Annotated in this window: 21 protein-coding genes and 1 tRNA gene; 11 read left to right on the plus strand and 11 right to left on the minus strand. The window is 60.8% G+C overall.

The features are described from left to right. The first annotated feature begins 2 nt into the window (after positions 1 to 2). From gcvP to QMK47_RS22745, 5 genes are all read left to right on the plus strand, one after another. Positions 3 to 2,852, plus strand: coding sequence for an aminomethyl-transferring glycine dehydrogenase (gene gcvP, locus QMK47_RS22725; protein WP_258689201.1), 2,850 nt, complete (start codon positions 3 to 5; stop codon positions 2,850 to 2,852). Between the two features lie 233 nt (positions 2,853 to 3,085). Beyond that, complete coding sequence (locus tag QMK47_RS22730; RefSeq protein ID WP_018614215.1) at positions 3,086 to 4,462, plus strand: L-serine ammonia-lyase; 1,377 nt, start codon at positions 3,086 to 3,088, stop codon at positions 4,460 to 4,462. 36 nt (positions 4,463 to 4,498) lie between these two features. After that, positions 4,499 to 5,623 carry a glycine cleavage system aminomethyltransferase GcvT gene (gcvT, locus tag QMK47_RS22735; protein WP_258689202.1) on the plus strand — a complete coding sequence of 375 codons (1,125 nt, stop codon included), beginning with the start codon at positions 4,499 to 4,501 and terminating at the stop codon, positions 5,621 to 5,623. 396 nt (positions 5,624 to 6,019) lie between these two features. Beyond that, the gene (locus tag QMK47_RS22740) at positions 6,020 to 6,232 is read left to right on the plus strand and encodes a cold-shock protein (protein ID WP_003175786.1); all 213 of its coding nucleotides are present in this window, start codon (positions 6,020 to 6,022) and stop codon (positions 6,230 to 6,232) included. A 94-nt stretch (positions 6,233 to 6,326) separates the two neighbouring features. Continuing rightward, a complete protein-coding gene (locus tag QMK47_RS22745; protein WP_212799240.1) occupies positions 6,327 to 6,815 on the plus strand; it encodes an RDD family protein in 489 nt (162 codons plus the stop codon). Positions 6,816 to 6,974: 159 nt separating this feature from the next. Here QMK47_RS22745 and nadA read toward each other — a convergent pair whose 3' ends face one another. Then, entirely contained in the window at positions 6,975 to 8,033 is a 1,059-nt protein-coding gene (nadA, locus tag QMK47_RS22750) for a quinolinate synthase NadA (RefSeq protein ID WP_003205010.1), read from the minus strand. A 316-nt stretch (positions 8,034 to 8,349) separates the two neighbouring features. On the opposite strand from nadA, the gene QMK47_RS22755 reads away from it, so the two are divergent. From QMK47_RS22755 to QMK47_RS22780, 6 genes are all read left to right on the plus strand, one after another. Further along, complete coding sequence (locus QMK47_RS22755; RefSeq protein ID WP_320389369.1) at positions 8,350 to 10,167, plus strand: copper resistance system multicopper oxidase; 1,818 nt, start codon at positions 8,350 to 8,352, stop codon at positions 10,165 to 10,167. Positions 10,168 to 10,177: 10 nt separating this feature from the next. Then, positions 10,178 to 11,077: a copper resistance protein B gene (locus tag QMK47_RS22760; protein WP_253477558.1), complete on the plus strand. Its 900-nt coding sequence runs from the start codon at positions 10,178 to 10,180 to the stop codon at positions 11,075 to 11,077. 53 nt (positions 11,078 to 11,130) lie between these two features. Beyond that, on the plus strand, positions 11,131 to 11,517 hold the full coding sequence (gene copC / locus QMK47_RS22765) for a copper homeostasis periplasmic binding protein CopC (RefSeq protein WP_253477561.1): 387 nt from the start codon (positions 11,131 to 11,133) through the stop codon (positions 11,515 to 11,517). A gap of 4 nt (positions 11,518 to 11,521) precedes the next feature. Beyond that, a complete protein-coding gene (gene copD / locus QMK47_RS22770) occupies positions 11,522 to 12,433 on the plus strand; it encodes a copper homeostasis membrane protein CopD (protein WP_253477564.1) in 912 nt (303 codons plus the stop codon). 239 nt (positions 12,434 to 12,672) lie between these two features. Further along, positions 12,673 to 13,860 (plus strand): cyanate transporter, encoded by a 1,188-nt coding sequence (locus tag QMK47_RS22775; RefSeq protein ID WP_214509421.1) that lies wholly within the window; start codon positions 12,673 to 12,675, stop codon positions 13,858 to 13,860. Positions 13,861 to 13,957: 97 nt separating this feature from the next. After that, positions 13,958 to 15,382 carry a hypothetical protein gene (locus tag QMK47_RS22780; RefSeq protein ID WP_320389370.1) on the plus strand — a complete coding sequence of 475 codons (1,425 nt, stop codon included), beginning with the start codon at positions 13,958 to 13,960 and terminating at the stop codon, positions 15,380 to 15,382. Positions 15,383 to 15,531: 149 nt separating this feature from the next. On the opposite strand, the gene QMK47_RS22785 is transcribed toward QMK47_RS22780, so the two are convergent. The 10 genes from QMK47_RS22785 to ybgC form a co-directional block, all read right to left on the minus strand. Next, positions 15,532 to 15,607: transfer RNA gene (locus QMK47_RS22785), tRNA-Lys, on the minus strand. Positions 15,608 to 15,670: 63 nt separating this feature from the next. Next, positions 15,671 to 16,345: a 7-cyano-7-deazaguanine synthase QueC gene (queC, locus tag QMK47_RS22790; protein ID WP_320390548.1), complete on the minus strand. Its 675-nt coding sequence runs from the start codon at positions 16,343 to 16,345 to the stop codon at positions 15,671 to 15,673. Positions 16,346 to 16,364: 19 nt separating this feature from the next. Continuing rightward, on the minus strand, positions 16,365 to 17,012 hold the full coding sequence (gene queE, locus QMK47_RS22795; RefSeq protein ID WP_003205025.1) for a 7-carboxy-7-deazaguanine synthase QueE: 648 nt from the start codon (positions 17,010 to 17,012) through the stop codon (positions 16,365 to 16,367). 166 nt (positions 17,013 to 17,178) lie between these two features. After that, a complete protein-coding gene (ybgF, locus tag QMK47_RS22800) occupies positions 17,179 to 18,018 on the minus strand; it encodes a tol-pal system protein YbgF (protein WP_038856000.1) in 840 nt (279 codons plus the stop codon). 6 nt (positions 18,019 to 18,024) lie between these two features. After that, positions 18,025 to 18,522 carry a peptidoglycan-associated lipoprotein Pal gene (pal, locus tag QMK47_RS22805; protein WP_003205029.1) on the minus strand — a complete coding sequence of 166 codons (498 nt, stop codon included), beginning with the start codon at positions 18,520 to 18,522 and terminating at the stop codon, positions 18,025 to 18,027. A 52-nt stretch (positions 18,523 to 18,574) separates the two neighbouring features. After that, positions 18,575 to 19,876, minus strand: a complete 1,302-nt coding sequence (gene tolB, locus QMK47_RS22810; RefSeq protein WP_408980818.1) for a Tol-Pal system beta propeller repeat protein TolB — start codon at positions 19,874 to 19,876, stop codon at positions 18,575 to 18,577. After that, positions 19,873 to 20,952, minus strand: coding sequence for a cell envelope integrity protein TolA (tolA, locus tag QMK47_RS22815; RefSeq protein WP_253477570.1), 1,080 nt, complete (start codon positions 20,950 to 20,952; stop codon positions 19,873 to 19,875). Before tolA ends, tolB begins: the two co-directional genes overlap by 4 nt. After that, positions 20,952 to 21,404 (minus strand): protein TolR, encoded by a 453-nt coding sequence (tolR, locus tag QMK47_RS22820; protein WP_161796096.1) that lies wholly within the window; start codon positions 21,402 to 21,404, stop codon positions 20,952 to 20,954. The genes tolA and tolR overlap by 1 nt, the downstream gene beginning before the upstream one ends. 23 nt (positions 21,405 to 21,427) lie before the next feature. Beyond that, entirely contained in the window at positions 21,428 to 22,123 is a 696-nt protein-coding gene (gene tolQ / locus QMK47_RS22825; protein WP_003205035.1) for a protein TolQ, read from the minus strand. Next, the gene (gene ybgC / locus QMK47_RS22830; RefSeq protein WP_003205037.1) at positions 22,113 to 22,580 is read right to left on the minus strand and encodes a tol-pal system-associated acyl-CoA thioesterase; all 468 of its coding nucleotides are present in this window, start codon (positions 22,578 to 22,580) and stop codon (positions 22,113 to 22,115) included. Before ybgC ends, tolQ begins: the two co-directional genes overlap by 11 nt. Positions 22,581 to 22,656 lie beyond the last annotated feature (76 nt).

The following is a 22,656-nucleotide window of genomic DNA, read 5'->3' on the forward strand; positions in this document are numbered from 1 at the left end:
ATATGACCGTTAATCTCGGCACCGCCAACGAATTCATCGCCCGCCACATCGGCCCGCGTGCCAGCGACGAGCAAGCCATGCTCGAGCGCCTGGGCTACGACTCCCTGGAAGCCCTGAGCGCCAGCGTCATCCCGGAAAGCATCAAGGGCACCAGCGTGCTGGACATGGGCGACGGCCAGAGCGAAGCCGATGCACTGGCCTCGATCAAGGCCATCGCCGCCAAGAACCAACTGTTCAAGACCTACATCGGCCAGGGCTACTACAACTGCCATACGCCGTCACCGATCCTGCGCAACCTGCTGGAAAACCCGGCCTGGTACACCGCCTACACCCCGTACCAGCCAGAAATTTCCCAGGGCCGTCTCGAAGCGCTGTTGAACTTCCAGACCTTGATCAGCGACCTTACCGGCCTGCCGATCGCCAACGCGTCCTTGCTCGACGAAGCCACCGCCGCCGCCGAAGCCATGACCTTCTGCAAGCGCCTGAGCAAGAACAAGGGCAGCAACGCGTTCTTCGCCTCCGTGCACAGCCACCCGCAAACCCTCGACGTGCTGCGCACCCGTGCCGAGCCCCTGGGCATCGACGTAGTGGTCGGCGATGAGCGCGAACTGAGCGACGTCAGCGGCTTCTTCGGCGCGCTGCTGCAATACCCGGCCAGCAACGGTGACCTGTTCGACTACCGCGAACTGACCGAACGCTTCCACACGGCCAACGCCCTGGTGGCCGTGGCTGCGGATCTGCTGGCCCTGACCCTGTTGACCCCGCCAGGTGAGTTTGGCGCCGACGTGGCCATCGGCAGCGCCCAGCGCTTCGGTGTGCCGCTGGGCTTCGGTGGCCCGCATGCGGCGTATTTCTCCACCAAGGACGCCTTCAAGCGCGACATGCCGGGCCGTCTGGTCGGCGTTTCCGTGGACCGTTTCGGCAAGCCGGCCCTGCGCCTGGCGATGCAGACCCGCGAGCAACACATCCGCCGCGAGAAAGCCACGAGCAACATCTGCACCGCCCAGGTGCTGCTGGCCAACATCGCCAGCATGTACGCCGTGTACCACGGTCCCAAGGGCCTGGTGCAAATTGCCAATCGCATCCATCACCTGACCGCGATCCTCGCCAAGGGCCTGGGCGCGCTAGGGCTCAGCGTCGAGCAAGAGAGCTTCTTCGACACCCTGACCCTGCGCACCGGCGCGCAAACCGCTGCCCTGCACGACAAGGCCCGCGCACAGCGCATCAACCTGCGTGTGGTGGACGCGCAACGCCTGGGCCTGTCCCTGGACGAGACCACCAGCCAGGCTGACGTCGAAGCCCTGTGGAAGCTGTTGGCCGACGGCAAGGCGCTGCCGGACTTCGCGGTACTGGCCGCCAGCGTGCAAAGCCGCATTCCGGCCGAGCTGGTGCGCCAATCGGCGATCCTCAGCCACCCAGTGTTCAACCGCTACCACTCCGAAACCGAGCTGATGCGCTACCTGCGCAAGCTCGCCGACAAGGACCTGGCCCTGGATCGCACCATGATCCCGCTGGGTTCCTGCACCATGAAACTCAACGCCGCCAGCGAAATGATCCCGGTGACCTGGGCCGAGTTCGGCGCCCTGCACCCGTTCGCCCCGGCCGAGCAGAGCGCTGGCTACCAGCAACTGACCGACGAGCTGGAGGCCATGCTCTGCGCCGCCACCGGCTATGACGCGGTGTCGCTGCAACCCAACGCCGGTTCCCAGGGCGAATACGCCGGCCTGCTGGCGATCCGTGCCTATCACCAGAGCCGTGGCGAAGACCGTCGCGACATCTGCCTGATCCCGTCCTCGGCCCACGGCACCAACCCGGCCACCGCCCACATGGCCGGCATGCGCGTGGTCGTGACCGCCTGCGATGCCCGCGGCAACGTCGACATCGAAGACCTGCGGGCCAAGGCCATCGAGCACCGCGAACACCTCGCCGCGCTGATGATCACCTACCCGTCCACCCACGGTGTGTTCGAAGAAGGCATCCGCGAAATCTGCGGCATCATTCATGACAACGGCGGCCAGGTGTACATCGACGGCGCCAACATGAACGCCATGGTCGGCCTCTGCGCCCCAGGCAAGTTCGGCGGCGACGTGTCGCACCTGAACCTGCACAAGACCTTCTGCATTCCCCACGGCGGTGGCGGCCCGGGCGTCGGCCCGATTGGCGTCAAGTCACACCTGGCACCGTTCCTGCCGGGCCACGCCAACATGGAACGCAAGGAAGGCGCGGTGTGCGCGGCGCCGTTCGGCAGCGCGAGCATCCTGCCGATCACCTGGATGTACATCCGCATGATGGGTGGCGCCGGCCTCAAGCGCGCTTCGCAACTGGCGATCCTCAACGCCAACTACATCGCCCGTCGCCTGGAAGAGCACTACCCCGTGCTCTACTCCGGCAGCAACGGCCTGGTGGCCCACGAATGCATCCTGGACCTGCGTCCACTCAAGGACAGCAGCGGCATCAGCGTCGATGACGTGGCCAAGCGCCTGATCGATTTCGGTTTCCACGCGCCGACCATGTCGTTCCCAGTGGCCGGCACGTTGATGATCGAGCCGACCGAAAGCGAATCCAAGGAAGAGCTGGACCGTTTCTGCGACGCCATGATCTGCATCCGCGAAGAAATTCGCGCGGTGGAAAACGGCAGCCTGGACAAAGACGACAACCCACTGAAGAACGCCCCGCACACTGCGGCGGAAATCGTCGGTGAATGGACCCACCCTTACAGCCGCGAACAGGCGGTGTACCCGGTGGCGTCGTTGATCGAAGGCAAGTACTGGCCGCCTGTGGGCCGGGTCGACAACGTGTTCGGCGACCGCAATCTGGTCTGCGCCTGCCCGTCGATCGAAAGCTACGCTTGACCTGAAGGGGGCGGGTTTGCTCGCCCCCACCAGACACGCCGCATCCCTTGTGAAAACACTTTCCCAGGGGAAACCACAGCCCCTGTGGGAGCGAGCTTGCTCGCGATAGCGGTGTGACAGCTGACAGAGATGTTGACTGACACTCCGCTATCGCGAGCAAGCTCGCTCCCACAAGGAACCTGTACCCGACTTCATAATCGTCGATCCTCATAAAAAGAAACCGGAGAAACACCATGTCGTTAAGCGTGTTCGACCTGTTCAAGATCGGTATCGGCCCTTCCAGCTCCCATACCGTCGGCCCGATGCGTGCCGCTGCCCGTTTCGCCGAGGGGCTGCGTCGCGATGACTTGCTCAATTGCACCACCAGCGTCAAGGTCGAGCTCTACGGCTCGCTCGGCGCCACCGGCAAGGGCCACGGCAGCGACAAGGCCGTGCTGCTGGGCCTGGAAGGCGAGCATCCCGACACCGTGGACACCGAAACCGTCGACGCCCGCCTCCAAGCGATCCGCAGCAGCGGTCGCCTGAACCTGCTCGGCGAACACTCCATCGAATTCAATGAAAAGCTGCACCTGGCGATGATCCGCAAGCCGTTGGCCTTTCACCCCAACGGCATGATCTTCCGCGCCTTCGATGCCGCAGGGCTGCAAGTGCGCAGCCGCGAGTACTACTCGGTCGGTGGCGGCTTTGTCGTCGATGAAGACGCGGCTGGCGCCGATCGCATCGTCGAAGACGCCACGCCCCTGACCTTCCCATTCAAGAGTGCCAAGGACCTGCTGGGCCATTGCAGCACCTATGGCCTGTCCATCAGCCAGGTGATGCTGACCAACGAAAGCGCCTGGCGCCCCGAAGCCGAGACCCGTGCCGGCCTGCTGAAGATCTGGCAGGTGATGCAGGATTGCGTGGCGGCCGGCTGTCGCAACGAAGGGATTCTGCCAGGCGGGCTGAAGGTCAAGCGCCGCGCCGCGGCGTTGCACCGCCAGCTGTGCAAGAACCCCGAAGCCGCACTGCGTGATCCACTGTCAGTGCTGGACTGGGTCAACCTGTACGCCTTGGCGGTCAACGAAGAAAACGCCTATGGCGGCCGCGTCGTCACCGCGCCTACCAACGGGGCGGCGGGTATCGTCCCGGCCGTGCTGCATTACTACATGCGCTTTATCCCCGGGGCCAGCGAGGATGGCGTGGTGCGGTTCCTGCTGACCGCCGCCGCCATCGGCATCCTGTACAAGGAAAACGCCTCCATCTCCGGCGCCGAAGTCGGTTGCCAGGGGGAAGTGGGCGTGGCCTGTTCCATGGCCGCCGGCGCCCTCTGCGAAGTGCTCGGTGGTAGCGTGCAGCAAGTGGAAAACGCCGCCGAGATCGGCATGGAACACAACCTCGGCCTGACCTGCGACCCGATTGGCGGCCTGGTGCAGGTGCCATGCATCGAACGCAACGCCATGGGTTCGGTGAAGGCCATCAACGCGGTGCGCATGGCCATGCGCGGCGACGGGCATCATTTCGTCTCCCTCGACAAAGTCATCCGCACCATGCGCCAGACCGGCGCCGACATGAAAAGCAAATACAAGGAGACCGCCCGCGGCGGTCTGGCGGTCAACATCATCGAATGCTGATGCGGCCTCACTTCCACATTTTTTCCAGGAGCTGATATGTCCACCGAACAACTGCTGAAGACCCCGCTGCACGCGCTGCACCTCGAACTCGGCGCCCGCATGGTGCCGTTCGCCGGCTACGACATGCCGGTGCAGTACCCACTGGGGGTGATGAAGGAACACCAGCACACCCGTGATCAGGCCGGGCTGTTCGACGTGTCCCATATGGGCCAGATCCGCCTGACCGGCGCAGGCGCCGCCAAGGCCCTGGAAACCCTGGTGCCGGTGGACATCATCGACCTGCCGGTGGGCATGCAGCGCTACGCCATGTTCACCAACGAGAACGGCGGCATCCTCGACGACCTGATGGTCGCCAACCTGGGCAATGACGAACTCTTCCTGGTGGTCAACGCGGCCTGCAAGGACCAGGACCTGGCCCACCTGCGGGCCCACATTGGCGCGCAGTGCAGCATCGAGCCACTGTTCGAAGCCCGCGCCCTGCTCGCCCTGCAAGGCCCGGCCGCCGTCGCCGTGCTCGCACGCCTGGCGCCGGACGTGGCGAAGATGACCTTCATGCAGTTCCAGCGCGTCACGCTGTTGGGCATGGACTGCTTTGTCAGCCGTTCGGGCTACACCGGTGAAGACGGTTTCGAAATCTCGGTACCCGCCGCCGATGCGGAAAAACTGGCCCGCGCCCTGCTGGCCGAGCCGGAAGTCGCGGCCATCGGCCTCGGTGCCCGTGACTCCCTGCGCCTGGAAGCCGGCCTGTGCCTCTACGGCCACGACATGAACACCGAGACCACGCCGATCGAAGCCAGCCTGTTGTGGGCGATTTCCAAAGTACGTCGTGCCGACGGCGCCCGCGCTGGCGGTTTCCCCGGCGCTGAAACCGTATTCGCCCAACAACAGGGCGGCGTGAAGCGCAAACGCGTCGGCCTGCTGCCCCAGGAACGCACACCAGTGCGCGAAGGCGCAGAGATCGTCAACGAAGCGGGCGAGATTATCGGTGCGGTGTGCAGCGGCGGTTTCGGCCCGACCCTGGGCGGTCCGTTGGCGATGGGTTACCTGGACAGCGCCTATGTCGCACTGGATACGCCAGTCTGGGCCATCGTGCGTGGGAAAAAGGTGCCTTTACTTGTAAGCAAAATGCCATTCGTCCCACAACGCTACTACCGCGGCTGATTGACTGTTTCTATAAGTAACGCGATTGCGTTATACGTGCACTAATGTGTAACGCAACCGCCATAAAAAGGTGCATATCTTTAGACATTGAACAACGCTTATAACGGTCGCAAACAATTGAACTAGCCTATCGAATAAGCTCCGCCCGGTGGTGTATGTAAATGCTTGCAAGCTGAGCAAATACGGGGCTTCCCCGGGGGGTTGTTTTTTCATTCGTAGTTGGCGTAGAGTTTGGTCACTGTGTTTGCATGGGTCGCTTGGAATCGTGACCTGGGCAGTAGCTTATGAAGTTCGCTACATCCCGTTCGACGTCTCTTACTTTCCTGCAACCCAGCCCCAGTACTCTTTCATGCGAAAGAGGCTGTCATCAATTTTAGCGTCAAAGGAAATAAGAAAATGTCTCAACGTCAGAGCGGTACCGTCAAGTGGTTCAACGACGAGAAGGGTTTTGGTTTTATCACGCCTGAAAGCGGTCCGGACCTGTTCGTGCATTTCCGCGCCATCCAGGGCAACGGCTTCAAGAGCCTGAAAGAAGGCCAGAAAGTCACTTTCGTTGCTGTGCAAGGCCAGAAAGGCATGCAGGCTGACGAGGTTCAAGCAGAAGCCTAAGGCTTTCGCACACTAAAAAGCCCCTGATTGATATCAGGGGCTTTTTTATGGGCGTAAATCCGTAAAATGGCTTCTTTTTTCGTCCGAGGCCGTCATGCCGAAACACCTGCTCACCCCCCAGGGCGACTTTCCTCCCGCCGGCCTGGGTCGTCGCCTGGCCGCGATGTTCTATGACTTCTTACTGTGCACCGCGCTGCTGATCGTCACCAGCGGCGCCTACAAGATGATCCAGATGGCGATCATCGGCGAAGAAAAAATGCGTGCCCTGACCGAAGCCGGCGCACTGGACGGTGACCCGCTGCTATCCACCGTGCTGCTGTTCGTGCTGTTCGGCTTCTTCGCCAAGTTCTGGACCCACAACGGCCAGACCCTGGGCATGCAGGTGTGGTGCATCCGCGTACAGAATGCCGATGGCACGGCCATCAGCCTATGGCAGGCGCTGTTGCGGTTCGTGGTATCGATTGCGTCATTGCTGCTGGTGGGGCTGGGCTTCATCTGGGTGCTGTTCGACAAGCGCAAGCGCAGCTGGCATGACATCTACTCGGATACGCAGTTGGTGCGGATTCCCAAGAAGACCAAGTAAGAACACCACGTCAGTGGGTTTGATCGTTCCCACGCTCTGCGTGGGAATGTAGCCCGGGACGCTCTGCGTCCCAAAAAGCCGAACGCGGAGCGTCCGCGGAGGCGTTCCCACGCAGAGCGTGGGAACGATCAACGTCTTGAAGCCTCAGCCTTCCAACAGTCAGGCATTGCCCGCCAGCTTCATCCGCGCCGCCTGGGTGAAGTCCAGCATGCGCTTGAGCGGGCGAATCGCCTGGGGGATCAGCGCCGGGTCGACGAAGATCTCGTTGGCACCCTCCTGCAAGCTCTTGAGCGTACGCTCCAGGGTATTCATCGCCATCCATGGGCAGTGTGCGCAACTGCGGCACGCCGCGCCGTTACCAGCGGTAGGGGCTTCGATGAAGACCTTGTCCGGGCACAGCTGCTGCATCTTGTAGAAAATGCCCCGGTCGGTGGCGACGATCAGCGTCTTGTTCGGCAGCGTCTGGGCCGCGGCGATCAATTGGCTGGTGGAGCCCACGGCATCCGCCAGTTCGATCACCGACGTCGGCGACTCCGGGTGCACCAGGATCGCAGCGTCCGGGTACAGCGCCTTCATGTCCTCCAACTGTTTGGACTTGAACTCTTCGTGGACGATGCAGGCACCGTCCCAGAGCAGCATGTCGGCGCCGGTCTTGCGCTGGATGTAAGTGCCAAGGTGCTTGTCCGGGCCCCAGATGATCGTCTCGCCGTTGTCCATCAGGCTCTCGACGATTTCCAGCGCGCAACTGGACGTCACCACCCAGTCGGCCCGGGCCTTCACTGCCGCCGAGGTGTTGGCATACACCACCACGGTGCGCTCCGGATGCTGGTCGCAGAACGCCGAGAACTCGTCCACCGGGCAGCCCAGGTCCAGGGAGCAGGTGGCTTCCAGGGTGGGCATCAGCACACGCTTTTCGGGGTTGAGGATCTTGGCGGTCTCGCCCATGAACTTGACCCCCGCCACCACCACGGTCTTGGCGGGGTGGGCATTGCCGAAGCGGGCCATTTCCAGGGAGTCGGACACGCAACCACCGGTCTCTTCGGCCAGGGCCTGGATGATCGGGTCGCAGTAGAAGTGCGCGACCAGCACCGCGTCCTGAGCCTTGAGCTCGGCGGCGATGGCGGCGCGGTACCAGGCCTCTTGCTCGGCGGTCAGCGGCTTGGGCTGCTTGGCGTCGAGGTGGGCCTGGACCAGAAGGCGTTCGGAAATTTGCGTCATGTTCGCAAGACCTGCAAGCGCGTTTAGCGCGAAAGTCGAGTATACACCCGGCTCCGGACCACTCGGGTACCGCCGGGAAAGTGGGTATCAATCAGGCACGGGACAGCGTGAAGCCGGCAAGGCTACAGAATATCCCGTCGATGCAAAAGATCATTCTGACCTGTACCCGACCCTGGAACCGGACGCGCGCCCCAGCAAGGGCAAGCTGACCGAAATGTAATCACCTGCCCGGCCGGCTTATGTCATCTTCTTTTCAAAGCGACACAGGGGGATTGCCCCCGTGTTCGCTGCGAATCGACTGACGGACTTCCATCGTATGCAAACAAAAACTTCCCGGCGAACCTTCGTAAAGGGCCTGACTGCCGGCGGCATCCTTGGCGGCCTGGGCTTGTGGCGCGCGCCTGTCTGGGCGGTCACCGGGCCGGGCCAGCCCAACGTCCTGAGCGGCACCGAGTTCGATCTGTTCATCGGCGAAAGCCCGGTCAACTTCACCGGCCACCCACGTACCGCCCAAACCATCAACGGCGGCATTCCCGGCCCGCTGCTGCGCTGGCGTGAAGGCGACACCGTGACCCTGCGGGTGCGCAATCGCTTGAAGGATACAACCTCCATCCACTGGCACGGCATCCTGCTGCCAGCCAACATGGACGGCGTTCCGGGGTTGAGTTTCAAGGGCATCGAACCCGACGGCATGTACGTGTATCAGTTCAAGGTCCGGCAAAACGGCACCTACTGGTACCACAGCCATTCCGGCTTCCAGGAACAATCCGGGGTCTACGGCCCGCTGGTGATCGACGCCAGGGAACCGGAGCCCTTCCAGTACGAACGGGACTACGTGGTGATGCTCACCGACTGGACCGATGAAGACCCCGGCAACATCCTTCGCAAGCTCAAGAAACAGTCGGACTACTACAACTACAACAAACGCACCGTCGGCGACTTCATTGACGATGTGGGCAAGAACGGCTGGGCCAGCACCGTGGCCGATCGCAAGATGTGGGCCGAGATGAAGATGAATCCCACTGACCTGGCCGATGTCAGTGGCGCCACCTACACCTACCTCATGAACGGCCAGGCGCCGGACATGAACTGGACCGGCCTGTTCAGGCCTGGCGAACGTCTTCGCCTGCGCTTTATCAACGGCTCGGCCATGAGCTATTTCGACGTGCGCATTCCCGGCTTGAAGATGACGGTGGTGGCGTCCGACGGCCAATACGTCAAACCGGTGAGTGTCGATGAGTTTCGGATCGCCGTGGCCGAAACCTATGACGTCATCGTCGAACCGACCGAGGAGGCCTACACCCTGTTCGCCCAGTCCATGGACCGCACCGGCTATGCCCGCGGCACTCTCGCGGCCAGGGCCGGGTTGTCGGCACCGGTGCCGCCCCTGGACCCGCGGCCATTGGTGACCATGGACGACATGGGCATGGGTGGCATGGACCACGGCAGCATGGCCGACATGGGGCAAATGAGCGGCATGGACCACGGCTCGATGCAGGGCATGGCCGGGATGGACGACAGCTCGATGCAAGGTATGGATCACAGCCAGATGCAGGGCATGGGCGACATGGCCGGGATGGATCACGGTGCCATGCAAGGCATGGACGGCATGCTCTCGCACCCCGACACCGAGAAAGACAACCCCCTGGTGGACATGCAGGCCATGAGCGTCAAGCCCAAGCTCGACGACCCGGGTATGGGGCTGCGCGACAACGGCCGCAAAGTGCTGACCTACTCAGACCTGCGCAGCACCTTCCCCGACCCCGACGGCCGCGAGCCGGGCCGTACGATCGAGCTGCACCTGACCGGGCACATGGAGAAATTCGCCTGGTCGTTCAACGGCGTGAAATTTTCCGACGCCGCGCCGCTGCTGCTCAAGTACGGCGAGCGACTGCGCATCGTGCTGATCAACGACACCATGATGACCCACCCCATCCACCTGCACGGCATGTGGAGCGACCTGGAGGACGAGAACGGCCAGTTCATGGTGCGCAAGCACACCATCGACGTGCCACCGGGCGCCAAGCGTAGCTACCGCGTCACCGCCGATGCCCTCGGGCGCTGGGCGTACCACTGTCATCTGCTGTTTCACATGGAGATGGGGATGTTCCGTGAAGTTCGGGTGCAGGAATGAGGAGCCGACCATGACCAGTGTTTTTCAATACCCCATGGCACTCATTGCCAGCCTGACCCTCGGCGCCACCTCGGCCTGGGCGGCGGGCAACGACATGCAAGGCATGGATCACAGCCAGATGCCCGGAATGGACCATAGCCAGATGCAAGGCATGGACTCGATGCAGGGCATGGAACCCATGCAATCAGCGCCGACCAGCAGCCGCACGCCGATCCCGGAACTGACCGCCGCCGACCGCGCCGCCGTCTACGAGGATCATGGCGGACACGCGATGCACGACAGCGCTATCAATTCGTTTTTCCTCATCGACCAACTGGAGTGGCAAGACGCCGATGACGGCAGCGCCCTGAGCTGGGATGCCTCCGGCTGGATCGGTGGCGACATTGATCGTTTGTGGCTGCGCTCCGAAGGTGAACGCCTCAACGGCAAGACCGAAGAGGCGGAACTTCAGGCCCTGTGGGGCCACGCCATCAGTCCTTGGTGGGACGTGGTGGCCGGCGTACGCCAGGACTTCAAGCCGGGCGATGCGCAAACCTGGGCCGCCTTCGGCGTGCAAGGCATGGCGCTGTACAACTTCGAAGCCGAAGCCACCGCGTTCATCGGCGAAGGTGGCCAGAGCGCGGCGCGGCTGGAAGGCGACTACGACATCTTGCTGACCAATCGGTTGATCCTGCAGCCCACCGCCGAGGTCAACTTCTATGGCAAGAACGACCCCGCACGCGGCGTCGGCTCAGGGCTGTCGGACACCGAACTCGGCGTGCGGCTGCGTTATGAAATACGCCGCGAATTCGCCCCCTACATTGGCGTCACCTGGAATCGGGTCTACGGCAACACCGCCGACTACGCCCGTGAAGATGGCGAAGACCGCAGCGAAGCCCGCCTGGTGTTGGGCGTGCGCATGTGGTTCTGAGCCACTGACCTGTTTCACTCAAAACTAAAAAACCAAGCTGTAGGAGTCCTTGCATGTCATTCATCAAAACCGCTGTTGTCGCTGTCGCCTTGTCCACCGGCCTGTTGGTCTGTGGCCTGGCCCAGGCCCACCCGAAACTGCTGTCCTCTACCCCTGCCGAAGGTGCAGACGGGGCGGCACCGGCAAAAATCGAGCTGCATTTTTCCGAAAACCTGATGACCAAGTTTTCCGGCGCCAAGCTGATGATGACCGAGATGCCCGGCATGGCGGCGCATTCGCCCATGCCTATGCCAGCCAAGGTCTCCGGCAGCGATGACCCGAAAACCATGGTCATTGTCCCGAATGGTCCCCTCACCGCCGGCACCTATCAGGTCCAGTGGCGCGCGGTGTCGTCCGACACTCACCCGATCACCGGTAACGTCACGTTCAAGGTGAAGTGAGTTGATGAGCGACTCGATCAACATTGCCCTGCGTTTTGCCCTGTATTTGGATCTGATGTTGCTGTTCGGTCTGGCCGCGTTCGGGCTCTATAGCCTGCGAGGCCAGGAGCGGGTGTCGGGTGCGCAGTTGCCTTTCACACCGCTGCTGCTGATCTCGGCGGTGCTGGGCGGGTTGCTCTCCTTCGCCGCCATGGCGTGCATGGCCTGGGCCATGAGCGGTGTTTCAGACTGGGCCGAACTGTGGCCGCACATTGAAATGATGGTGTTGGAGACCGACGTCGGTTCGAGTTGGACACTGCGGATAGCGGCGCTGCTGCTGGCCGGTGTCGCCGTGACGCTCAATAAACGTTGGCCGACCGCCAGCCTGGGCCTGGTCATGCTCGGCGGAGCCGTGGCCTTGGCGACGCTGGCCTGGGCAGGGCACGGCGCCATGGACGAAGGCACACGCCGCAACTGGCACTTCATCACCGACTTCCTGCACCTGTGGGCGGCGGGTGGCTGGGTCGGGGCCTTGGCCGCGTTTGCCCTGCTGCTTCGCCAGGCCGAACCGCAGTTGGCGGTACTGGCCCGGACATTGACCGGGTTTGAAACCGCCGGGGCGGTGATCGTGGCGGTCATCAGTGTGACGGGAGTGGTGAATTATCTGTTCATCGCCGGCCCAAGCGTCGAAGGGTTGCTGGACAGCACCTACGGTCAGTTGCTGGCGCTCAAGCTCATCTTGTTCGCCGCCATGCTGGTGTTCGCCGCGTTGAACCGCTTTCACCTGAGCCCACTGCTGGAGCAGGCTCGACAGACCGGCCAGCACAGGGTCGCGGTGAATGCCCTGCGGCGCAGCATGGTCCTGGAGTTCGCTGTGGCGGTGACCGTCCTTGGGTTGGTGGCGTGGCTGGGGACGCTGAGCCCGACACCGGATTAAACCTTCCCCTCTGTGGGAGCGAGCTTGCTCGCGATGGCGGCAATACATCCACATCAATGTAAGCTGACCCACCGCTATCGCGAGCAAGCTCGCTCCCACAGGGATGGGCATCGAACATTTAATTCTCGGACAAGCGCCTGTAGCGCCATCGAATTTTTAAATACCTCTTTCCGATTTTCAATTTGCCCACAACGACTGCAGCCGGCCTAAATGCCCTTTTGTCCAGCAAAGGCGGCTCCATGGAAAACATTCGAACCTCAACCACCCACGCCATCTGGCTGATGGTCAGCATCGTCTTGGTGGCGCTGAACCTGCGGCCCTCGATGGCGGCGGTCGGGCCGTTGTTGTCGGCCATTCGCGGCGAGGTGCCCTTGAGTTTCAGTACCGCCTCGCTGCTGACCATGTTGCCCGTCATGGCGATGGGCCTGGCGATGTTCCTGGGCATGCGCATCGCCCTGCGCATCGGTGAACACCGCACCATCGTGCTGTCGCTGTTGATCATTGGCATCGCCACGGCCTCGCGCTTGTACCTGGACAGCGCCGCCGGGTTGATCGCCAGTGCGATCGTGGCCGGGCTCGGGATCGCCTTGATCCAGGCTGTGATGCCGGCACTGATCAAGTCGCGCTTCGCCGACAACGTCTCGCTGTTCATGGGTTTGTACGTCACCTCCATCATGGGCGGGGCGGCGATTGCCGCATCGTTTTCACCCTTTGTCCTGACGCAGACCGGCAGTTGGCGCGTCGGCCTGGCGATCTGGGCATTGTTGGCGCTGGTCGCCCTGGGCTGCTGGTACGCCCAGCGCTCGAACATCACGCCCTTGCCCGAAACAGCGTCCCGGCATCACGAAGCGTTTTCCAGCAACGCCCGGGCCTGGCTCCTGGCGATTTTCTTTGGCCTGGGCACCGCCTCCTACACCTGCGTGCTGGCCTGGCTGGCGCCGTACTACGTGGAAAAGGGCTGGAGCGAACAGCACGCTGGCCTGCTGCTAGGGTTCCTCACGGCAATGGAAGTGTTATCCGGCCTGGTCACTCCGGCGATTGCCAACCGCAGCCGGGATAAACGCCTGGTCCTGACCGTCCTGCTGGCCCTGATCATCGGCGGCTTCTGCGGCCTGATCCTCAGTCCGGAACGCTTCAGCCTGCTCTGGGCCTGCCTGCTGGGGCTGGGTATCGGCGGCCTGTTCCCCATGAGCCTGATCGTATCCCTCGACCACCTGGACAACCCACGCCGGGCCGGTGGCCTTACCGCGTTCGTGCAGGGTGTCGGCTATCTCATCGCCGGCCTCTCGCCATTGATTGCCGGGATGATCCGCGACCAATTGGGGAGTTTTGAGTGGGCCTGGTGGTCGCTCACGGCGGTCATGGCGTTGATGATGGTGATGGTATTGCGCCTGGACCCGAAACATTACGGACAGCACATCCGCTGAATTTCCAGTAGGAGGACTTGATAGGTTGAAGATTTAGCGGGTGCGACTTGGCGTTACTATACCTGCCAGGATTTTTACCTCGTAAGGGAGCTACGCCTTGTCCGTCACGCCTGACAGAACCTTCGCTGAAGTGCTAAAGCGAACCGTCAAACGCATTCTTTCCTACTGGACTCAAATTACGGTCACTTTCGGCCTGCTCGCGACGGGGTTAGGGTTCATCACGCTGTATCTCTATACCCGCACGATTGGACGTATCGACCTTTTCATGCCGTCGATTGATGTGAAGTCTGCGCTGTTGGTCTGGGTCGTGCTGGTCCTGCTGCTGATGCTTTCATATCTATTCATCCTTGGGGGAACCACGTGGATGTTCGGCTGCTCGGTTTTGCTTTTTTCTAATTTGAAAGATGATCAACCGAGAGTCCTGTTTTATCTGACGATCCTGACCGTGGTGGGGTTTAGCGCATTCATCTGGGCTACCTTCTTCCCACCCATACTATTGAACGCCTGGGAGACATTTATAGCGTTGCTCCTGATCGTCTTCGTTGTGTGCTGGCTCATGTACGCCGTCACACCTTTCAAGAGAATTGTCAGGAAAAGCACACTAGTCCAAGCCAGGCTGAATCGCGCCCGCTTGAAACGCTTGGAGACCCACAAGCAAACAAAGAAGAAGCGTTCGCCGCATAAGGCGACCCGCCCGCCGAAAGCCTGGCTGAAAAAATGGTACGCGTTTGCGCACGGAAATAAGACGGCGTCCGCACGGCTCTGGATAAAAGAAAAATGGCAGCGATTCCTGTCATGGATAAGGGCTCGCAAAGCACTCGGGCTCGTCACGCTGCTCTCGTTCTCCATATTCCTGACGGTGATCTTCGCCGCCTTTCCAATCCTTTTGACGATACGTTCCTATATGGAGAGGGAAACGCCCGACACCGTCCCCTACGTGGCGGGCGTTTCCTGGCTGACTCTCATCTTCACGCTGTTACCGGTCATCATATTTTATTGTTTCAAGGGGGATATCTACAGGCGGACCTTCAATGGCCTGGTCGCAATGATCCTGGCCTTCTGCGTCTTCACATTGCTCTCGCCAGGCAGTTTGAGCCAGATCACCTACATCGCAGCAGGAGGCTTATCGGTTCGCCAACAAACGGCGGAGCGATACGCCTTGCCAGAAGAGATAAAACTGCAAGACCTGAGCGCGACCATGTGGAAAACACGTCAGGTTGCTGCGCAAAAAATAGAAGTCGAGGCGTTCCAGTTGTATTCCTTTGGGGACGTACTGTTACTGTGCCCAAAAGACATGCTGTCACTTGAACTCAAAGAACTGAAAAACTACTCGAAGTTCTGTGTCAGCACGCTCAATAGCAAGGTTGTGCGCAAACCTCGGCTACCGGTATTCGCCAGGAAACCACAGAAAGAATGGGCTTGCCGGGTGCCCTCATGGCAGATCCAGGCAGGACGTTGGCTCGCATGGGAAGCGCTGGTTCCTGGCGTTCATCGCTCCGCGTCGGGCGAGAAAAAGGGCTGAAGGCCCTGGCAGTCGTGAGCATGGCGACTGCTCCACGACAGGACTACTGACTCCCTGCCCTTGGGCGGGGGGACGCTGAATTTCAGGCAAAAAAAAATCCGGAAATCCTCACTTTCGTGGGCCTTCCAGACTTTTAAAACTGCAAAAAATGGTGGGTCGTGTGGGATTCGAACCTACGACCAATTGGTTAAAAGCCAACTGCTCTACCAACTGAGCTAACGACCCGCTGTGTGGTGGCGCGTATAATACTGATTTCTAAGGACTATTCAACACCTAGTTTGAAATAAATCAAAAATAACGGGTTGGATCGCTCACACCCGCCGCCGCAAAGCCTTCTGCGCGCAGGCGGCAGCTGTCGCACTTGCCGCAAGCACGGCCCTGATCGTCGGCCTGATAGCAGGAAACAGTGAGCCCGTAGTCCACGCCAAGCTTCACACCGGCCTTGACGATGTCGGCCTTGCTGAGATTCTGCAACGGCGCCTGGATGCGGAAACCCTGCCCTTCTACGCCGGCCTTGGTCGCCAGGTTCGCCATGCGCTCGAAGGCTTCGACGAACTCCGGGCGGCAATCCGGGTAACCGGAGTAATCCACGGCATTGACGCCGATGAAAATATCACGGGCGCCCAGCACTTCGGCCCAGCCCAATGCCAAGGACAGGAATACGGTGTTACGCGCCGGCACATACGTCACCGGGATGCCTTCGCTAGGCGCCTGCGGCACGTCGATGGAGCTGTCGGTCAAGGCCGAGCCACCAATGCCGTTGAGGTTCAGGCCGATCACTTTGTGTTCCACCACGCCCAGGTCCCGGGCCACTCGCTCGGCAGCGTGCAGTTCTGCGCGGTGGCGCTGACCATAATCGAAACTCATGGTGTAGCAGCGGTACCCCTCGGCATGGGCCATGGCCACGACGGTGGCCGAATCCAGGCCGCCGGACAACAGGATGACCGCACGTTTTTCTGCAATGTTCGAATGTTCAGTCATATCAGCGCCCCGGCTCGTCGTTCCAAAGATATTTATGCAGCTGCAGTTGCAGGCGCACCGGCAGGTTATCCGCCACCACCCAGTCCGCCAGGTCCCGGGCGCTCAAATCGTGATGGCTCGGCGACAACAATACTTCGCCGGCCCGCTGGTCGAGCCCGTACTGGATCAGCTTGGACACGGCCCAGTCGTAATCTTCCCGTGAACAGATCACGAATTTGACCTGATCGTTGGGGGTCAGCAACTCGATATTCTCGTAACGGTTGCGGTGCGCTTCCTTGGAGCCTGGAGTTTTCAGGTCCACGACGCGACTGACGCGCGGGTCGACAGCCGAGATATCCAAGGCGCCGCTGGTTTCCAGGGAAACCTCGTAACCGGCATCACACAACTGCTTGAGCAAGGGGATGGCGTTGGGTTGCGCCAATGGCTCGCCGCCCGTGACGCAGACATAACGCGGACGATAACTGGCCACTTGCTCAAGGATATCGTCGAGGGTTCGCAAGGTGCCGCCGCTGAACGCATAGGCACTGTCGCAGTATTGGCAACGCAACGGGCAACCGGTGAGGCGCACAAATACTGTGGGCAGCCCAGCCGTCCGTGTTTCACCCTGCAACGAGTAAAAAACTTCGGTGATTCTCAATGTGTCTTGCATAGTCGCCACGGGCGTAACAGCTAAACAGGCTGTCCGCCTCCGTCAGGCACTTCAAGGAACCCCGCCAACGCGCAGATCCCAAAAAGCGTGTTTCATAAAAAGGGCGTGAATTCTAACGAAAAAACCCGCGACAGGCGCGGGTTTCTTCAAAACAGGTCAAGCCAGCTTACATGCGTTGCAGATCACGCTGGGCCAACTGGGCGGCAGATGTACCCGGATATTGGGCCACCACCTGCTGCAGAATGCCTTTTACCTTGTCGGTGTGACCGAGGCGGCGCTCTACATCAGCCAGCTTGTACAGCGAATCCGGCACCTTGGCGTGCTTGGGATACAGTTGCGAAACCTTGGCGAATGCCTGGCCGGCACCTTGCAGGTCGCCCTTGGCCAGGTTCACTTCGCCCAACCAGTATTGGGCATTGCCCGCGTACTGGCTGTTTGGGTATTTGCGCAGGAAAGCGGCAAAGGCCTGGCTGGCCTTGTCGAAATCCTTGGCCTTGATCAGGTCGAAGGCAGCATCGTAATAGAGCTTTTCCTTCGCCGGATCAGCCGGCTCGCCACCGGCGGCAGGTGCTGCGGGAGCAGCTGCCCCCGCGCCTGCGGCTGCACCGGGGGCGTTCAAGTCGCCACCGGCAGGAGAATTCTCAGGAGTCGCGGCAGGTGCAGGTGCAACGCCGGTTCCTATGCGCCGATCAAGATCCTGGTATCGCTCCAGGTTTTCCTGCTTCATGCGCGAAATATCATTCTGCAGAACTTCGATCACGCCTTGCTGGCGCGAAAGCTGATCCTGCATTTGCTGGAGCTGGTTGAACAGCTCGCCCTGTGCCGAGACAGGGGCCGAAACCCCTCCCCCGGCATAGGCGCCGTTCGTACCGTAACCTGCAGGCGGATAGCTGCTCCCGCTATTGTTATAGCCGGCATCGTTATCGACCACAGGAACCGCAGCCCACGCCGCAAGCGGCGCGAGGCTGAGAGCCAGAACAGTTACAGCACGACGGCACGTTCGCATGACGAATTACTTACGCAGTTCGACGCGACGGTTTTGAGCCCAGGACTGCTCGTCGTTGCCGGTAGCAACTGGACGCTCTTCGCCGTAGGAAACCAGTTCCAGCTGAGCTGGGGAAACACCTTGCAGTACCAGGTAGCGTTGAACGGCTTTCGCACGACGCTCGCCCAGTGCCATGTTGTACTCACGAGTACCACGTTCGTCGGTGTTGCCTTCCAGAACAACGCGAGCGCCGTTCGACTTCAGGTCTTTGGCGTGAACGTCCAGAGCGCGCATGGCTTCTGGCTTCAGGTCCGAGCTGTCGTATTCGAAGTAGAAGGTGGTGATTGCGCGCAGAGCAGCTTCTTCGCTCAGGGAGCCGTCAACTGCACCGGTGTTAGCGCCGTAACCAGCGTTTGGATCAACAGCGCCTTCACCGGCATTGTCGCCGCCTTTGGACGAGCAACCTACAGCTACAGCCATGGCCAGAGCCAGCGCAGCAAATTTACCAAACTTCAGCATTTCCATCGTGAAACTCCTAATGAACCCCAGTGTGTTAAGTAAAACGTATAGCGCCGCGTCAGTTCAGGTAAGGGGACCAGGACGGTTCTCTGACTTCGCCTTGAGCGGTAGGAAGCGGGAGCCTCACGCGTCCATTAATGGACACGAGCATCAAGACTCCCCGGCCCTGCTGGCGGGTGGCGTAGATTACCATGGTGCCGTTGGGCGCAACAGTGGGTGACTCGTCCAGAGTGCTATCAGTGAGGATTTTTACGCTACCGCGCTGCAAATCCTGGGCCGCCACCTTGAAATTAGTGAAACCATCCTGGCGATGGATCATCACCAGGGTCTTTTCATCTGCCGACAGTTTAGGGTTGGCGTTGTAGTTACCGACGAACGTCACGCGTTCGGCACCGCCACCACCAGCACTGGTCTTGTAGATCTGTGGTTTGCCGCCACGGTCGGAGGTGAAGTAGATGGTCGAGCCATCCTTGCCCCAGAACGGTTCGGTGTTGATGCCCGGGCCATTGGTGACGCGGGAGATCGAACGCGAAGCCAGGTTCATCACATAAATGTCCGGGTTACCGTCCTTGGACAGTACGAACGCCAGGCGCGAACCGTCCGGCGACCAGGCTGGCGCGCCATTCAGGCCTTCAAAGTTGGTGATCTGCTCACGACGACCAGTGTCGATGTGCTGCACGAAAATGCGCGGACGCTTCTGCTCGAACGAGACATAGGCGATGCGCTTGCCATCGGGGGCGAAGCGCGGCGACAGGATCGGCTCGCGCGATTGCAGCAAGGTCACCGCACGCGCGCCGTCATAGTCGGAGCGCTGCAGGGTGTAGCGGGTGTTGTTCTCGGAGAAGCGCTCGGCCGTCACGTAGAGCATGCGCGTGGAGAACGCACCCTTGATGCCGGTGAGTTTCTCGAACGACTGGTCGGCGATGTAGTGCGACATGTCGCGCAACTGATCGACACTGCCCGACACGCTGCCGGTCAGCACTTGCTGTTCGGTGGCGACGTTGAACAGGGCGTACTGCACCTGCAGGCGGCCGCCAGCCGGAACGATGCTGCCGACCATGATGTACTGGGCGCCCAGGGCCTTCCAGTCACGGTAGATGACTTCGCTGACCTGGGTCGGCAGGCTGATCATGTTCTGCTTCGGAATCGGCGCGTAGTAACCCGAGTTGCGCAGGTCGTTGCCGATGATTTCCGCCATGTCGTCCGGCAGGACGCTACCGCCCTGCCAGCCGAACGGTACGACGGCGATCGGGGTCGCCCGGTCGCTGCCGCTGGTGACCAGGATGTTCTTTTCCTCTGCTACCGCTATCCCTGCCAGGCAGCAGATAACGACCAGCATTGATCGAAGAAGGTTTCTCACAAGGCTAGATCCTCAGGTGTGAATGTCATCTTGAATGAACGATAGGGAGCAAAGTCGCTCGGTTTCATTCCTTGCATTTCCGTCAATCGCCCAATGTTCTTGACCGCTGCGACCGCCGAAGCGTCGAACGGACCGTCACCACTGGACTTGGCGACGCTGACCGAGGTAACCGTACCGTCGGGCAACATGCCGATTTGCAATACTACCGTCATGCCTTTGCGCGCCGAAGGGGGACGAGCCCAGCCTTCTGCCGCTCGTGCGCGAATCAAGTCATCGTAGCTGCCGGCGACTTCATCGCCCTGCTCATCAGCCAATGCCTGCTGGCGCTCCGGCGTGTCGGAAAGCAGATCTGCCAAGGCCTGGGCCTTTTTGTCTTCGGCGGATTTACGCGCTGCATCCTGGGCCTTTTTCTTGGCGGCGTCGGCGGCGGCTTTCTTCTTCGCGTCCTCGGCGACTTTCTTTTTCGCCTCGTCAGCTTCAGCTTTTTTCTTGGCGTCTTCGGCCGCTTTCTTCTTCGCGTCCTCGACGATCTTCTTCTTCGCTTCTTCAGCGGCCGCTTTCTTGGCCTCTTCTTCAGCAGCTTTCTTGGCTTCTTCTTCGGCTTTCTTCTTGGCTATATCAGCCAATTGTTTCTCTTCTGCCTTTTTGGCCTCGGCGGTTTTCTTCGCTTCGTCGGCTTTCTTGGCTTCGTCAGCCTTTTTCGCCTCGTCCGCTTTCTTCGCCTCATCGGCCTTCTTGGCTTCCTCGGCCTTTTGAGCCGCGTCCTCTTTCTTTTGTTCCGCAGCCTTTATCGCTTCCTGCTCGACCTTCTTCTGCTCCATCTGCTCGACTTCAGTCTGGCGCGCGGCGGATTTCTTCGCCTCACCGGCAAGCTTCTGGTTGGTCTGGGTGGTCGCCTGGCTTTTCGACTTGAGCTGGTACAACGTCGCCTGCACGATCGGCTTGGCCGGCGGCAGCTCAGGGGTCATGGCAAAACTGACGAACAGCATGCCGAACACCAGTACGTGCAGACCGATTGCCAGGACACTAGGCCAGAAGTAGCTTTCCGAGGCGGACGGCTCTCGCTGTTGCTGCATCAGGGGGCCTCGGTGATCAAGCCAACATTACCGACCCCGGCTTTCTGCAGGCCGCCCATGGCGCCCATCACGGCACCGTAGTCGACGGTCTTGTCACCGCGAATGAAGACCTGCGTGCGCTTGCCTGCATCGTTGCCGACACGAATGATCTTGGTCACCGCATCGGTCATCTGCGGCAAGGTCATGGCCCGGTCCTGCTGCTTCTCGGTGTCGACTTCGCTGCCAAGGTTCCAGTAGTAGGTCTTGTCAGCCTTGATCGAAATGGTCAGTACCTGGGTGTTGTTGTCCTGCGGCAAGGCTTCGCTGGAAACCTTGGGCAGATCGACCTTCACGCCCTGATTGAGCATCGGCGCGGTCACCATGAAGATGACCAGCAGCACCAACATCACGTCGATGTAGGGCACCACGTTCATCTCGGCAACCGGCTTGCGCTTGTTTCGGGCTCGAGCGATTAAAGCCATGGGGAAATACCTGCTTATTCTTCGCTGGTGTGCACTTTGCGGTGCAGGATCGCCTGGAATTCATCGGCGAAGGTGTAGTAACGGCTGGTCAGCGCTTCGCTACGGGCAGCGAAGCGGTTGTAGGCGATCACGGCTGGAATGGCCGCGAACAGGCCGATGGCGGTGGCAACCAGTGCCTCGGCAATACCCGGGGCTACGGTGGCCAGGGTCGCTTGTTGGGCAGAGGCCAGGCCACGGAAGGAGTTCATGATCCCCCACACGGTGCCGAACAGACCGATGTACGGGCTGACCGAACCGACGGTGGCGAGGAACGACAGGCCCTGTTCGAGTTTTTCTTCCTCGCGGGAGATGGCCACGCGCATGGCACGGGCCACGCCCTCCATCACCGCTTCCGGGTCAACCCCTGGCTGCTGGCGCAGACGGGAGAATTCCTTGAAGCCGGCACGGAAGATCTGCTCCACGCCCGAATCCGGGTCCGGGTTGCTCCCGGCCTGACGGTAGAGCTTGGACAGGTCGATGCCGGACCAGAAGCGCTCTTCGAAGCTCTCCAGGGCACGGCGACCGGCGCGCAGCATGTTGCTGCGCTGAAAAATCATGATCCATGAGGTCACCGATGCGGCTACCAGGATCAGCATTACCAACTGCACCACGACGCTGGCATTGCTGACCAAGCTCCACATGGAGGTATGGTCGACGACGTTAGCTTCCACGCTTTATCTCCTGCTCTGAGTGTGTACCCGCGCCGCTCACGCCGGCAAAGGCCGCACGTAGAGCTTCGGGAATGGCCCGGGGTTTCAAACTATGGGTGCGCACACAGGCCACCAAAAACTGCCCTTCACAGAGCAGCACGTTATCCGTAGCCCGCCTGACCTGCTGCTTGAAACGCAGGCTGACACGGTTCAATTCGATGACATCGGCACTTACCACCAGTTCGTCGTCCAGTCGCGCCGGCGCGTGGTAGCGCGCTTCGCTGGAATGCACGACGAATAACAGGTCCTCCCCTGCCAGCGCGGATTGGGCAAAACCCAGTTCCCGCAGCCGTTCGGTTCGAGCCCGTTCCATAAACTTGAGGTAATTGACGTAGTAGACGATGCCGCCAGCATCGGTGTCCTCGTAATAAACGCGACAGCGATGTGCGAACGACTCCAGCCCGTTTTGCGCGCGCATACTCTAGTGCTTACTCCTCAGGTTGCCAATCGGCCAGGCAACTGTTTTTTCATTCTCGAACGCATTGACGCTCCAG

It is taken from the genome of Pseudomonas sp. P9_35, assembly GCF_034008205.1.
In the GTDB taxonomy this organism is placed as follows: Bacteria; Pseudomonadota; Gammaproteobacteria; order Pseudomonadales; family Pseudomonadaceae; genus Aquipseudomonas; species Aquipseudomonas kilonensis.